At 46.8% G+C, this 13,535-nt stretch carries 13 protein-coding genes and 2 tRNA genes; 11 read left to right on the forward strand and 4 right to left on the reverse strand.

The genetic code is table 11. The features are described 5' to 3' along the window. Positions 1-90: 90 nt before the first annotated feature. A tRNA-Pro gene (locus GO755_RS34305) sits at positions 91-164 on the reverse strand. A gap of 21 nt (positions 165-185) precedes the next feature. Beyond that, positions 186-272, reverse strand: a tRNA-Ser gene (locus tag GO755_RS34310). A 168-nt stretch (positions 273-440) separates the two neighbouring features. On the opposite strand from GO755_RS34310, the gene GO755_RS34315 reads away from it, so the two are divergent. The 10 genes from GO755_RS34315 to cdaA all read left to right on the forward strand — a co-directional run bounded on the left by GO755_RS34315 (position 441) and on the right by cdaA (position 10,568). Next, on the forward strand, positions 441-1,403 hold the full coding sequence (locus GO755_RS34315) for a vWA domain-containing protein (RefSeq protein ID WP_157589963.1): 963 nt from the start codon (positions 441-443) through the stop codon (positions 1,401-1,403). Between the two features lie 51 nt (positions 1,404-1,454). Further along, positions 1,455-2,150 carry a tetratricopeptide repeat protein gene (locus GO755_RS34320; protein WP_157589964.1) on the forward strand — a complete coding sequence of 232 codons (696 nt, stop codon included), beginning with the start codon at positions 1,455-1,457 and terminating at the stop codon, positions 2,148-2,150. Between the two features lie 82 nt (positions 2,151-2,232). Beyond that, positions 2,233-3,408: an acetyl-CoA C-acyltransferase gene (locus GO755_RS34325; RefSeq protein ID WP_157589965.1), complete on the forward strand. Its 1,176-nt coding sequence runs from the start codon at positions 2,233-2,235 to the stop codon at positions 3,406-3,408. Positions 3,409-3,496: 88 nt separating this feature from the next. Continuing rightward, entirely contained in the window at positions 3,497-4,441 is a 945-nt protein-coding gene (locus tag GO755_RS34330) for a phosphoribosylaminoimidazolesuccinocarboxamide synthase (protein ID WP_157589966.1), read from the forward strand. Between the two features lie 73 nt (positions 4,442-4,514). Continuing rightward, a complete protein-coding gene (locus tag GO755_RS34335; protein ID WP_157589967.1) occupies positions 4,515-4,922 on the forward strand; it encodes an STAS domain-containing protein in 408 nt (135 codons plus the stop codon). Between the two features lie 10 nt (positions 4,923-4,932). Next, positions 4,933-5,883: a ribonuclease Z gene (locus GO755_RS34340; protein ID WP_157590089.1), complete on the forward strand. Its 951-nt coding sequence runs from the start codon at positions 4,933-4,935 to the stop codon at positions 5,881-5,883. Positions 5,884-5,979: 96 nt separating this feature from the next. Continuing rightward, a complete protein-coding gene (locus GO755_RS34345) occupies positions 5,980-6,282 on the forward strand; it encodes a hypothetical protein (RefSeq protein WP_157589968.1) in 303 nt (100 codons plus the stop codon). An 11-nt stretch (positions 6,283-6,293) separates the two neighbouring features. Beyond that, positions 6,294-8,792 (forward strand): Hsp70 family protein, encoded by a 2,499-nt coding sequence (locus tag GO755_RS34350; protein ID WP_157589969.1) that lies wholly within the window; start codon positions 6,294-6,296, stop codon positions 8,790-8,792. Positions 8,793-8,807: 15 nt separating this feature from the next. Then, a complete protein-coding gene (locus tag GO755_RS34355; RefSeq protein ID WP_157589970.1) occupies positions 8,808-9,689 on the forward strand; it encodes a hypothetical protein in 882 nt (293 codons plus the stop codon). A gap of 66 nt (positions 9,690-9,755) precedes the next feature. Next, the gene (gene cdaA, locus GO755_RS34360; protein ID WP_157589971.1) at positions 9,756-10,568 is read left to right on the forward strand and encodes a diadenylate cyclase CdaA; all 813 of its coding nucleotides are present in this window, start codon (positions 9,756-9,758) and stop codon (positions 10,566-10,568) included. 34 nt (positions 10,569-10,602) lie between these two features. On the opposite strand, the gene GO755_RS34365 is transcribed toward cdaA, so the two are convergent. After that, positions 10,603-11,010 carry a DUF4332 domain-containing protein gene (locus tag GO755_RS34365; protein WP_157589972.1) on the reverse strand — a complete coding sequence of 136 codons (408 nt, stop codon included), beginning with the start codon at positions 11,008-11,010 and terminating at the stop codon, positions 10,603-10,605. 416 nt (positions 11,011-11,426) lie between these two features. Here GO755_RS34365 and GO755_RS34370 point away from each other — a divergent pair, with 416 nt between their 5' ends. Beyond that, positions 11,427-12,476: a S1C family serine protease gene (locus tag GO755_RS34370; RefSeq protein WP_157589973.1), complete on the forward strand. Its 1,050-nt coding sequence runs from the start codon at positions 11,427-11,429 to the stop codon at positions 12,474-12,476. Between the two features lie 84 nt (positions 12,477-12,560). On the opposite strand, the gene GO755_RS34375 is transcribed toward GO755_RS34370, so the two are convergent. Further along, positions 12,561-13,505, reverse strand: coding sequence for a DUF2279 domain-containing protein (locus GO755_RS34375; protein ID WP_227687197.1), 945 nt, complete (start codon positions 13,503-13,505; stop codon positions 12,561-12,563). Between the last annotated feature and the right edge of the window lie 30 nt (positions 13,506-13,535).

A 13,535-nucleotide genomic window follows, 5' to 3' on the forward strand; every position in this document is an offset into this window, starting at 1 on the left:
AATTTAGTAAAAGAATAAATGTTGTACCTAACGTTGTACCTGAAACGAAAAAAGCCACCTAGCATTAAGCTAAGTGGCTGATTTTCAGTGTCGGGGTGGCAGGATTCGAACCTACGACCTCCTGCTCCCAAAGCAGGCGCGATACCGGGCTACGCTACACCCCGAAGGTTTACTCTTGTACTCAGCGGAGAGAGAGGGATTCGAACCCTCGGTACCGTTACCAGTACGACAGTTTAGCAAACTGTTCCTTTCGGCCACTCAGGCATCTCTCCGAAGCCAATCACTTCCTTCTTAAATGATTGGGACACAAAGGTAAGGCAATTAAATGCTTTAGTCAAGTAAAATCTCACAAAATCTTTTCTTAATCGCTAATTTTGCTCTGCCTAATGTGGTTACCCAGTGACTAAACTGGGTCAGCATCAGCCTGATACTTGCGCTAAATGAACTGGCTATATCCTTTTTCCCGCACCGATTTTTTTTTAATTACCCTGTTCGTCGGCCTTTATGCACTCTATATTTGGCGCACATTTCGATTGGCTCGTCAACTAAATACGTCGGCCTGGGGAGTGGTGCCTAAGTTTTTTCTTCGTGGTAGTTATTTGACTTTATTGATTATCGCATTACTTGGCCCCTCCTTCGGCGAAGTTGAAGGAGATCTCTCAACAACGGGCCATGACACGTTTCTGATTGTCGACATCTCGCGGTCGATGGATGCGAACGATGTCGTGCCAACCCGACTTGAACGGGTCAAATATGACATTCAACAACTTTGCGATACGCTCCCTTCCGGTCGATTTGGGCTTATATTGGCGTCTTCAGAATCATTTATTTTATCCCCTCTCACTGCCGATCAAGATGCCCTTAATCAATTCCTGCGAGAAGTGCATTCGAATATTACGCCGACAGGAGGAACAGACCTGTGTAGTGCAATCGAACTGGCCTATCAAAAACTAATTACAGACTCCTCGACTCACCAGAGTGTTCGGTCAATTGTATTGTTTAGCGATGGTGAAAATTTCGCCCCCTGTGAACGGACGACATTAACTCGCTTACGAGCCCAGGGAATTCCACTCATCACAGTTGGTGTCGGAACGGAAGCGGGATCGTCAATTCGAAAAGGACACGATTTTGTTCGAGATGAGGATCACCAGATTGTTCGTAGTCGACTGAATCGCCCATTCTTACAGGATCTAGCCCGCGACGGCCGTGGCCAATATATTGAAGCGGATGCTAATAATCGATATGTGAATGAGTTAGCAGATATTTTACGATCGCTGAAAGGGGGAATAATTAACCAGCATCATATAACAGTCTCCACCAATAAATACTATTATTTCCTACTGGCTGCATTAGGATTAATAGTAATCGACTTAATTCTGACGATCCGAACGTTTCGGCTGTGAGTTGGTCTCAAGGTTTCGTCTTATTTTTGGGCAGCCGTACGTTATGTCTTTATGATTTACTTAGTCATTGCTGCCTGGCTTTGGTTGAATGAACTGCTTCCGCTAAACCAGATTACTCAGAACAATCAAGCTCGACAGGAAGCCCAGATAGCTTATCAGGCTGGGCAGTATAATCGTGCTCTGGCTCTATATGTCTACCTAAGCAAAACAACGACAACGATTGATCCGGCAGTCCGCCTGAATCTCGGCCATACCTATTTTAAATTAAAGCAATACGCGAAAGCTAAACCACAATACGAAACGCTGCTTCGATCTGATCGATCTGATTTACGGACAGCAGCTGCTACGCAATTAGGGGTAATGGCCTGTCTGGAAGGAGACAGTGTAGTTGCTTTGACTTTATTTCAGCAGGCGCTACTTGAAAATGCCGATAATGAATCAGCACGTTATAATTTTGAATTAATTAAAACGCATTACTCAGGAAAAGTGCCTGCTAAAAATGCACATCACCAATCATCAACTCAAAAACCGAAGCTGGTCAATAAGCCTCGTCCTATGGGTGGCCAGCAGGTCGAACAGTCAGACCGGCAGGATGAGCTGTTGCGCCGTTTTCAACGCATGAACCTAAGTGAAGAACAGGCGTTGCAGCTCCTGGATGCTATGCGAAGCAATGACCTTCCGTATGCGCTGACGCGTTCAGCCCGACATGCAGAAACGAAGCCTAAAGAGGGCGAAAATCGATGGTAAGCATTACTAAAGTTTCAGGTTCAAGGGTCTGCTAACGTATTGGAACTTGAAACGTCGAACCTGAAACAACAAAAAGATGAACATGAATGAAGTCGTTATTATTTCTGCAGTTCGGACACCCATTGGTGGTTTTGGGGGCGTCTTATCAACTCTATCAGCTGTCGATCTGGGTGCAGCTGCCATTCGGGGGGCGCTAAGTCGTGCAGGAGTACAACCCGATCAGGTGCAGGAAGTGTATATGGGCAATGTCGTGTCTGCAAACGTTGGGCAGGCTCCCGCCAAGCAGGCTGCTCTTAAAGCAGGCCTACCCGCCAACATTCCCTGCACGACCATCAACAAAGTGTGCGCATCAGGCACAAAAGCTATTATGCTGGCGGCTCAGACAATTCAGCTCGGGCAGGCCGATATCATTGTGGCTGGGGGAATGGAAAGTATGTCGAATACGCCTTATTATGTCCCAAAAGCTCGTTTTGGCTATAAATACGGCAATGCCGAACTCGTCGATGGCCTCGCACGTGATGGACTTGTTGATGCCTACGACCAGTGTGCTATGGGCGTTTTTGCGGATCAGACTGCTCAAACGTATGCCATTAGCCGCGAGGAGCAGGATGCTTATACAGTTCAGTCATACCGCCGGGCCGAAGCCAGTACACAAAGCGGCCGGTTCAGGGCCGAAATCATCCCCATCGAAGTAGCTGGTCGGAAAGGTAGCGTGACGGTGAGCGAAGATGAAGAGTATAAGAACGTTATTTACGACAAAGTCCCAACCCTAAAAGCGGCTTTTACACCCGATGGAACAGTCACTCCTGCCAGTTCATCGCCCATCAGTGATGGCGCTTCTGCGCTGGTAGTCATGAGCCGACGAAAAGCCGACGAACTGGGACTGAAACCGATTGCCCGGATTCTGGCCTACGCCGACGCCGAACAGGAACCTCAGTGGTTTACGACAGCCCCAACCAAAGCGGTTCCCCTTGCTCTCGAACGAGCTGGCTTAACAGCTGAAGACATCGATTTTTTTGAAGTAAACGAAGCTTTTTCCGTTGTTCCGCTTGTATTCAGTAAAGTATTGAATGTGCCGCAGGAAAAACTAAACGCGTTCGGAGGGGCCGTATCAATTGGTCATCCGCTAGGTGCATCAGGCGCCCGAATTGTGACAACACTCACCAACGTATTGCAACAAAACGGCGGGCGCTATGGAGCGGTCGGTATTTGCAACGGGGGCGGGGGTGCTTCGGCAATTGTTATTGAAAAACTCTAATAGCTTCAGGTTTACTATTCAACGTTGCCATTTCTTGCACTGAGTTATTGAACAGTAAACCTGAAGTTTTGAACTTGAAATAGAATAAATGAACGCCATTCAAGAAACTAATTTTCAATTTCCCGGCCAGACGGGCTTTTATCGCGGTAAAGTTCGGGATGTGTACGCGTTTCCCGATAAACTTGTCATGATCGCATCAGACCGTATTTCGGCCTTCGACGTGGTACTGCCCCGCCCGATTCCGTTTAAAGGACAGGTACTGAATCAAACAGCCGAATACTTTCTTCGGGCCACATCGGACATAGTACCAAACTGGCTCCTGGCTGCCCCCGACCCTAATGTAAGCATCGGCCTGAAGTGCGAGCCCTATGCTGTCGAAATGGTTGTTCGGGGGTATTTGGCTGGTCACGCCTGGCGAGAATACCGCGATGGGCATCGAATACTCTGTGGTGTTGCCTTACCCGATGGATTGCACGAAAATGACCGGCTACCTACGCCCATTGTTACTCCGTCGACCAAAGCCCACGAGGGCCATGATGAAGACATTAGTCGCGACGAAATTCTGGAACGAGGTATTGTTCAGGAAAGTGATTACGTTCAATTAGAGCAGTATGCACTGGCTCTTTTTGCTCGTGGTACTGAAATGGCAGCCAGCCAAGGCCTGATTCTGGTCGATACGAAATATGAATTCGGCAATTTAAACGGCAAGGTGTATCTGATCGATGAGGTTCATACACCCGATTCCTCTCGGTATTTCTACGCGGATACCTACGAGCAGAAGCAGCAAGCCGGGGAATCGCAAAAACAATTATCGAAAGAATTCGTTAGAGAATGGCTTATCGCCAACGGTTTTCAGGGGAAAACCGGCCAGTCAGTACCTGTGATGTCTGATGAATGGGTGAATCAAATTTCCAAACGCTATATTGAACTATTCGAGACAGTTACGGGTCAGTCTTTTCAACCAGATAATGCTGCCGATCCGCTCGTACGCATCGAAAACAATATTTTACAGGCTTTAACTAATGTAGAATAAGTGAATGAGCAACTGATAGACTGAATGATTTTTGGCTCTATTCTCTCAGTCGCTCTTCGAAAATTAATTATACATGAATTACACAATCGAGAAAAACGAACAGTACGCTCTTATCCGATTAGCCGAAAATACGTTTGGCGACGAGGTACCCGCCAAGTTCGAAACCCTCAGTCGTGGATTATTCCGCGAAGGCTACAGTAATATCATTGTGGATATGGCCCCCGTTCAGTCAGTTGATCAGATGGGCGTTATGGCCCTTCGGAAAGTCAGTCGACAATGCACGAATGAGGAAGGGCTACTCGTTACCGTTACCAAAAACGATGATCTAATCGAGTTTCTAGACAAGGCTAATCTCACCGACCTAACGATTATGCCAACTGTTGAAGAAGCTGTAGATGCTGTTTTTATGAATGAATTGGAAAATGATTTTCGAAGCGAAGAAGACGATGAGTACGACGTCGGAGGGAGCGTCGAAGCCTAACGTGGCCACAATGACCCATCCCGAATCGGAACATCATCGTCCAACTCATTTACCATTTGCCCTCACCATTCTGGGGGCAGGCTCTGCTACACCTACCCTTCGGCTTCACCAAACCGCCCAGTTGCTAACTATTGGGAACGATTATGTGCTTATCGACTGTGGCGAAGGCACTCAGTTTCGGCTAATTGAGCAACGAATTCGACCGGGACGGTTACGCTATATATTTATTAGCCATCTACACGGTGATCATTACTTTGGGCTCGCACCTCTCCTATCATCACTAAATATGGCCGGGCGTACCGAAGATTTGTACCTGTTTGGACCGCGTGGGCTGGATGAGGTATTGACGACTATTTTTCGCGTGTCGGATTCTCGTTTAGGGTATAAACTGCATTTTCAGGTCGTTGAGCCTGACCAACCGGCATTTTTACTCGATCATCCACTCATGAGTGTACGGTCGATTCCGCTTCAGCATCGCATCGACTGTACGGGGTACCTGTTTCGGGAAAAACCGACTAAGCCCCATTTGTTACGTGAGAAGCTTCCCGACGATGTTCCGATAGCGTATCTGAAACAACTAAAAGACGGGCAGGATATTCTGGATGCCGACGGCCAGCTACTCTATGCTGCAGCCGATTATACTGAACCCGGCCCTGCTCCCCGCTCCTACGCCTTTTGTTCTGATACTCGCTATGTAGAAGAATTAATTCCACAACTACAGGGTGTCGATTTACTCTATCATGAAGCAACGTTTTTGCAGGATAATGCGATAAGAGCTGCCGAAGTTTACCATTCTACCGCCGAACAGGCAGCTACTATTGCCGCCAAAGCAGGTGTTGGACGTTTATTAATTGGTCATTTCTCGTCGCGCTATAAACAGTTTGAGCCATTTTTAGACGAAGCGCGGGCCGTTTTTCCCGAAACCTACCTGGCTATCGAAGGACAGACGACTGATATTTGACTTATCAGGGGACTTTAAATTCTGTGGATTCTAAGATTCTATTGATGTAAATTGGGAGGTTCAATCAAGTCTTAGAATCCACAGAATTTATTCCAAATGCGCCCTCTGGTTGATATTGCGAATCAAGTACATATCCTCGAAAAAAAGGCAGAAAAAGATAAACTGTCTGGTAACACTTACAGTCGCCCGCTGCAACGGATTCGCCAAGCGCTCCTGGAGCTTGGTATAAGCTACCACAGTCCCGATGGAGAACCCTACTCCGAAACTCGTACGGATGTCGAAGCCAGTGTAACCGGCGATTTGACAGATAATCTGGTCATTACGCAGGTTATTAAACCCATCGTTACCTATAATGGTCAAATTATTCAGACAGGAATTGTTATTGTAGAGAGCTTATAAATCAACCCTTTATGCAGACGATCAATTTCGGAATAGATTTAGGGACGACGAATTCGCTCATTGCCCGTTTTACAGGTACACAGGTAGAGGTTTTTAAGAATCCAATCGGTTTAAAAGAGACACTGCCCAGTTGTGTCGCTTTTCGTAAAGAGCGGGTGTTTGTCGGCGATAAAGCGCGCGAGTGGCTGTTGAAAGATCCACTGAACGTGTTTTCGAGCTTTAAACGCAAAATGGGCACCAGCGAAACTTACCACATTCAATCGCGTAACGAAGATATTAGTCCGATTGACCTGTCAGCACTTGTACTGAAAGAACTAAAAAACTTTATTCATACGGGCGATATACCCCAATCTATAGTCGTTACCATACCCGCCAGTTTCGATACTGTTCAAAGCAATGCGACCAAGCAGGCTGGGCTGGATGCGGGTTTCCAGGAGGTAGTTTTACTACAGGAGCCCATCGCGGCTTCGTTGGCTTACTTCAATAAATATACGACCGAAAAAGAGGCTGGTAAATGGCTGGTTTATGACCTTGGTGGCGGCACATTCGACGTAGCGTTGATTGGCATAGAGGATAATGAAATGCGCGTTCTAGATCATCAGGGCGACAATTATCTTGGTGGACTCGACTTCGATCATAGTCTGGTGATAGACGTTCTGATACCGGAACTAATCCGGCAAACTGGACTAACCGATCTAGCCAGTCAACTGCTGACCCGGAATGCCCGCTACGAAAAATTATACTACATTCTCCTGCTCAAAGCCGAAGAAGCAAAGAAAGAACTGAGCGCCCGCCTGACAACCGAAATCGAATTGACGATTGAAGGAGAAGATGGCGACGAAATCGACGTGTTAATCACGGTTGGGCGAGAAGCCTTTAACGCCATCATTTGCGACCGGATCGACGCAACGATTAAAATGCTGGAAACGATCATGGTGCGCAATAACCTGAGCGCCGATGACATTACGGAAATCATATTGATTGGCGGCAGTACCTATATTCCTTATGTACGAACAACGCTGGCCGAACAAACGGGTTTGCACGTCAATACCGAAGCCGACCCGACTACGGCGGTAGCTGTTGGTGCAGCCTACTTTGCTGGAAATACACCCAGTCGGCAAGTGACAACGCCTACCGATCAGACATCTGATCTGGCCACTTCATTGCAGATTCAAACGGGTTACAGCAAAACAACCAAAGATCTGGAAGAATACATTTCAGCGAATGTGATCAACTTTCGGGATGGACTCTTTTACCGAATTACGCGCCTTGACGGTGGTTTTGATACTGCGCTACGGCCACTTACTACTCGTTTCGGTGAGTTTGTAGGCTTACTCCCCAATCGGATTAACACGTTTACGATCAGCCTCTTCGATGCGTACAACAATCCTGTGCCTGTAGAGGTCGAACCGGTTTCGATTACGCACGGTTTATTCAGTCTCTACGGTCAGCCATTGCCTGAGGATATTTGTCTTGAGATTGATGATGTACACAATAATGCCACTCGTTGCGAATTAGTATTCAGCCGGAATAGTGTGCTGCCGCTGACGAAAACCATCTATCGGGAAATTAGTCGTACGATTCGTAAAGGTTCCGACGAAAGCCTGATTATCAATCTACTGGAAGGTGATGCGACTCAGCATCCGAGTACCAATAAGAATATTGGCGTTATTGAGGTTCGCGCTGTCGATCTGCCCACCGATTTGATAAAAGGATCGGATGTGGAGCTTAAAATTGAGATGAGTGAATCTCGGGATGTCAAGGTCAGTATGCACCTTGGCATGACCGATCAGCAATTTGGTGAGGTTTTCAGTCCTACCAAACGCTACGTTAGCCTGACCAAACTACGCGACGAATTAACCGAATTACGAACGCAACTCGAACTGGATTTAGAGAAGGCCCTGCAAAACGAAGATTATGAAGCCGCTGCCCGAATGCAGGAATTGACAGATCGGGCACGAACGCTTCAGGAACAGGCAAAGGCACTACAACCGGCAGCGCTTACCGACGAGAAATACCAACTCGACGAAGCCAAACGCAAACTGGCACGTCAGCTTTACGCCAATGGGCCAGTCAATAATCGGGTCCTGCGAACAAAAGAACGATATTATAACCTGATGGACTCGCTCCAGTATTGGACCGATACGTTACAGGATTTCTCACCCAAACTACGCCATGACTTTCAGCAGTTAAAAGCTGATGAACCAGAAGTCATGCGGGGCAATAATTACTTTCGCGTAGAAAGTCATCATGCCAAATGTCGCCGGATATACAATAATGCGGTGTTGTATACGCCAACACTTCTAGCCCATTTCTTCCATATATACGCCAATCAAACACCCGAAGAGTATACTGACTACCAACGGGCACAGGCCGAAATCAAACGGGGTGAAAAAGCGCTCGATCGGCAGAATAATGACGAATTGCGGGGTGTGTTGCTCAATTTGTTCGGTTTGACTAAAAACAGTGAAGCTATTGAAACTAAAATTAGAGGTACTGGACTGGGTTAACTGCTGCTTTCGACTATGTCTTATCAATCGCCTTTACATTTATTAGATAGCCTGCAGATTCAGCCTGATCAGCTAAACCCGGCTGGTCTGATTCAAATACGGAAAAAATTACTGGCGGAGTTCAATTTAACCGCTGCCATTACCATTTCGGTAGGTGATAAGCAGTACACGAAAGATGAAGCGCTAAAAGCTATTGATCAGCTAAAAGAAGTACAGTACCTGAATGATCATGCTGTTATTTTTCAGGATAAATCTTTACTCGCATGGCTTGAACACCCGACGACGGCAGCTTTCCCAGCTCAATCGATTAGTAAACTACGTTGGAGCGGCCAGCAAAATCCTTTTTTTGATGAAATTCTGGCAGAAGCACTAGAAACCTATTGTTCATTCCTACTGAAGCATCGACAGTTTTCAATGATTAAAGAGCCCTTGTCAGTAGCCATGTCGTTACCTGTTCAATGGCAATATGGCGTTCAGGAGATTATTTACAAGCAGATAAAAGATATAACAGCGCTCATTGACGAAGCCCAGAAAAGACCTGATCACAAACAGGATCGGGAAATCTTTGGCTTTATTGTGTACGGTAATTGGGCTGATTTATTAAATAGCCTGCCCGAAGAATCGTTTTGGCGCATCATCAATGACTACTGCGTTGCGGCAGTAAACTATACCGTTGTCGTTCAACACAATCAACGGCACTTTGTCTATGAAATTACGCATCAGCTCGTTCGAATCAATTGTGATTCAGGGCTTAAAACAACCATACAGAACAACTACCAGATATACAAAGAGAACTACCATACGAAGACTAAATCAAAAAATAAAAACTGGTCTTCCTGGTGGTTCTGGGCTTTGATTGTGCTTGCGCAAGCCCTGGCTAGATCTTGTGATAACTAACTCCCAATAATCCATAAACCAGTAAGTTCTGTTTATCTTTAGCCCCGAAACTTTCTTCTCGTATTCATGCTGGCATTTCGCCTGGGATTTTTAGACATTGGTTGGCTCGACCTGCTCGACATTGGGCTGGTCGCTCTGTTAATTTACCAAATTTACAACCTCGTTCGGGGGAGTGTTGCCAGTCGGGTATTTATAGGATATCTGCTCGTATACCTGGCTTATTTGCTGGTGAAGGCGCTCGGACTGAATCTGATGACGACCATTCTGGAGTATTTCATCAGTGTAGGCGCCCTGGCCTTAATCATTATCTTTCAACACGAAATTCGACGCTTTCTGCTGCTTATCGGCAAATCGACCAACCTAACGAACAGCCGTCTGTTTAGGCGCTGGCTGCTCCGTGATAATGAAACGGTAGAAACACAAACACCGCTAAAGCCCATTCTGGATACCTGCAAAGCGCTAAGTGGCGAATTTTCGGGCGGATTGCTTGTACTACAGAAGAACGACGATCTGGAAAAATTTGCGCAATCGGGCGAAGTTATTGATGCCGAAATATCAAAACCTCTTCTCCTCGCTATTTTCAGCCAGTATAGTCCGTTGCATGATGGTGCTGTTATTATTAGCGATGGGCGAATACGAGCCGCTCGCTGTATTCTGCCTGTATCTGAAGATGATGAATTGCCGCCCTCGCTGGGTTTCCGCCACCGAGCGGCTCTGGGCATGAGTGAAGCTACAGACGCAGCCGTCATTGCGGTTTCAGAAGAGAGTGGGCGTCTATCGCTGGCCCTTAATGGCGAGTTATTTACGAACCTGAGCCAACCTGAGTTAGAGAGCCGCCTGGAAAACTACCTGCGGGAGCCTGGCGTAAAAGCCATATAAATAAGAAAGGGGGCGTAAGCTTACACCCCCTTTCTTAATATTCCAGCATTCTGGGCAGACTTTTGGCCTGCTCCACAAAATCCCCAATTTGCTCAACTGAGGGTGGTCGTTGTGTAAACTGCCGAACACTGTTAATTTGAATCAGTTTAGCGTGCAGGTTTTCAGCTGATCGTTGAGCCAGTTCTTTTACGGTATCAACACCAGCTTCTTCCATAAGGTCGCTGTAGACCCGTCCAATGCCTTTGATACGGGCTAGATCAGCCCGGTTGGCCAGCTCCAAAATGATGGTTCCATCAACACCACTCGCAACAGATAGTTCTTTGCGATCTTTTGGTGTTTTGGTTGCTTCGAGCAGTGAGTCACCATCACTAATGCCTTGTGCCTTCAGGGCATTCAGAACGGCGTCGGTAATGCCACGTAGTTCTCCTAATGTAAGGCTCATGAAGAAAAGTTGAGGATTAGAATACAAAGGCAGTCTGACCTTCAGACCGACCGCTTAATACATTTTTAATGGACAAGGTACTTCCTTCGGATATCATTCAAAAGAAATTTCTTTTGAGCGGTAAAGCTTTCCGGATGCATGTAACTGAATTCACGCTTCCATTCACTAAACCGGGCTGACTCACTTTTCTGGAACAGTTCCGCGTCGATTTTCTTTTGACTTAAGTACGCTTCAAAGGTCATGTAGTGCTGCCATTTTAACCGAAAACAACACAAATAAAGTAATCAAACTACTCCTAAAAAACAGTTATCCTGCATAAAATGACAAAATGGCTGATAGACAACGGGGTTATCAGCTTAAAATTTCTCTGGAACAAATCGTGATAGCTACTTCAACTTTACGTAATAACTTATCTTATGGATACGCAATTTGTGACATTCTCCGACACGGCTTCGCAGCCAGGTGGGGCATCTGAGCAGGATGCAGCCTTACTGGATGCTTATTCGACTACCGTTGTAAGCGTAGCTAAAAAAGTCAGCCAGTCTGTTGTTCAGATAAAGGTTAGCGGGCGAACAACAGCGAATCAGGAAAGTCGGAATCCAGGCCCTCCGCAACGACGGGCACCCGGTGGGGGCGATGCAGACGGTGGTACAGGCTCTGGTTTTATTATCTCTACCGATGGCTATATCATTACCAATAACCATGTTGTGGCTGGGGCTACGAAAATTACGGTTTCCCTACCGGATTCCCGCGATTATGAGGCTACCCTCATTGGTCGTGACCCTTCTACCGATATAGCCGTTATTAAAATCTATGCTGATGGCCTAAAAGCCATTCGTTTTACCGACTCAAAGCAGGTGCAGGTAGGGCAAATTGCTATTGCTATCGGCAACCCATATGGGTTTCAATATTCGCTGACGGCGGGTGTTGTGAGTGCTCTCGGTAGAACGTTACGGTCTGAATCAGGGCGATTGATCGACGATGTAATCCAGACGGATGCGTCGTTAAATCCAGGCAATTCGGGTGGCCCTTTGGTCAACTCAAGCGGTGATGTTATTGGGGTAAACACAGCTGTCATTCTACCTGCGCAGGGGATTTGCTTTGCGGTATCGTCGAACCTGACGGCTTTAGTAGCTGGCAAGCTCATTATGCACGGTCGCGTACGACGAGGCTATCTCGGCATTGGTGGTCAGCTTATTAACCTTACTGAGCGCATCAAACAATACAACCAACTTACGGCAAAAACAGGCGTAATGGTTGCTAGTGTGGAGCCTGATGGTATAGCCGGTAATGGTGAACTGATGCAGGGCGATATTATTGTCAGTTTCAATGGGCACCCCGTGACAAGTGTTGATGACCTCCATCTGCTGCTAACGGATGATACCATTGGCCAGAAAATTCCCGTTACGATTCTTCGTCAAAATCGACAGAAAGCAATTACAGTAACGCCAGGTGAAATGAAGTGACTAGTAAAAAGGCTAAACGCAGAGATACGGAGAGTGTGGAGTTAATAATCTCTGTGCTCTCCGTATTTCTGCGTTTAATAACCTTTACTCTTTGGGTAGTATAAGCGGGTGAAATCGTAGTCCCTTTACACGGTTGAATTCCAGCGATGGGGCCGGAATTTTAAAAAACTGTGCCGTACCAATGAATCGTTGAAGCGATGGAGAGAATGTACCAATACGCGATAGATCAGCGTCGGGTGAGATAAAGAATTGGCGGTAGCGGGTGAATTTCACTTCGTTCCCATCTTTATCAAACGTCACAGGATTTTCGTGTCCACCCGTCATACCGCTCCCGCTATAGCCTAAATCCAGATTAAGCCAGCGTGGAAAATCCGGGCCAACCGGCAACACCGACGCTAGATTGACCGAGAACCAATACTGCTGCCCATTGTAATCTTTGAGCATTTGCTGCCCTGTCGTTTTACCCAATAAATTCGGGCGATAAGGCGGGAAAATCGTTTTCCGAAAACCGTATTTCATACTCACCACCTGCTGACCCGGCCCGAACTGCTGCCCCATAAACAGAGCCGTTCCGGCAACATTGGCCAACATATCCCCTTTCGAAAAACCCCAACCTTCAGCGTGGCCATCGTAGACTTCAAGGGTGGTTTGAAATAACAGCGCAAGCAAACCGCCCGTCAGGATACTGGCTCGTTCATCAACTCCACTCCAGCGCATCAATTCGTAGCCCCCCCGGCTCATGCAATAAGCCGTGGCCGCATGGCCAACTTTGTCCATCTGGAGCCACTCTCCATTATCGTTAAAGCTATGAAAAGGGACTTTTTTCTTATACCATTGCTTTCGCAGCATTAGCAATGTAATGGTATAAAAAGCCGCTGTACCTACTAAAACACCAATAAATCGACCCTGATTAATGCCCGATTGGTCGGGGATGACCGGCGGAGCGGGCATTGGCTGTGCCTGAATAGCCTGACAGAGCATAAGCCAACATAAGGCAATCCATCCTGCGCTCCGAATCTGGTTCTTCATCCGCCAAAAGTACCCAACACTGCTTATTTT

The sequence above is a fragment of the Spirosoma arboris genome (genome assembly GCF_009754945.1).
In the GTDB taxonomy this organism is placed as follows: Bacteria; Bacteroidota; Bacteroidia; order Cytophagales; family Spirosomataceae; genus Spirosoma; species Spirosoma arboris.

What these genes read in the sequence shown, in the direction of transcription:
- GO755_RS34325 (WP_157589965.1), top strand. Translation starts at nt 2,233, where the DNA reads ATGAATGAAGTCGTTATTATTTCTGCAGTTCGGACACCCATTGGTGGT.
- GO755_RS34340 (WP_157590089.1), top strand. Translation starts at nt 4,933, where the DNA reads ATGACCCATCCCGAATCGGAACATCATCGTCCAACTCATTTACCATTT.
- GO755_RS34355 (WP_157589970.1), top strand. Translation starts at nt 8,808, where the DNA reads ATGTCTTATCAATCGCCTTTACATTTATTAGATAGCCTGCAGATTCAG.
- cdaA (WP_157589971.1), top strand. Translation starts at nt 9,756, where the DNA reads ATGCTGGCATTTCGCCTGGGATTTTTAGACATTGGTTGGCTCGACCTG.
- GO755_RS34330 (WP_157589966.1), top strand. Translation starts at nt 3,497, where the DNA reads ATGAACGCCATTCAAGAAACTAATTTTCAATTTCCCGGCCAGACGGGC.
- GO755_RS34315 (WP_157589963.1), top strand. Translation starts at nt 441, where the DNA reads ATGAACTGGCTATATCCTTTTTCCCGCACCGATTTTTTTTTAATTACC.
- GO755_RS34350 (WP_157589969.1), top strand. Translation starts at nt 6,294, where the DNA reads ATGCAGACGATCAATTTCGGAATAGATTTAGGGACGACGAATTCGCTC.
- GO755_RS34320 (WP_157589964.1), top strand. Translation starts at nt 1,455, where the DNA reads ATGATTTACTTAGTCATTGCTGCCTGGCTTTGGTTGAATGAACTGCTT.
- GO755_RS34370 (WP_157589973.1), top strand. Translation starts at nt 11,427, where the DNA reads ATGGATACGCAATTTGTGACATTCTCCGACACGGCTTCGCAGCCAGGT.
- GO755_RS34375 (WP_227687197.1), bottom strand. Translation starts at nt 13,505, where the DNA reads ATGAAGAACCAGATTCGGAGCGCAGGATGGATTGCCTTATGTTGGCTT.
- GO755_RS34365 (WP_157589972.1), bottom strand. Translation starts at nt 11,010, where the DNA reads ATGAGCCTTACATTAGGAGAACTACGTGGCATTACCGACGCCGTTCTG.
- GO755_RS34335 (WP_157589967.1), top strand. Translation starts at nt 4,515, where the DNA reads ATGAATTACACAATCGAGAAAAACGAACAGTACGCTCTTATCCGATTA.
- GO755_RS34345 (WP_157589968.1), top strand. Translation starts at nt 5,980, where the DNA reads ATGCGCCCTCTGGTTGATATTGCGAATCAAGTACATATCCTCGAAAAA.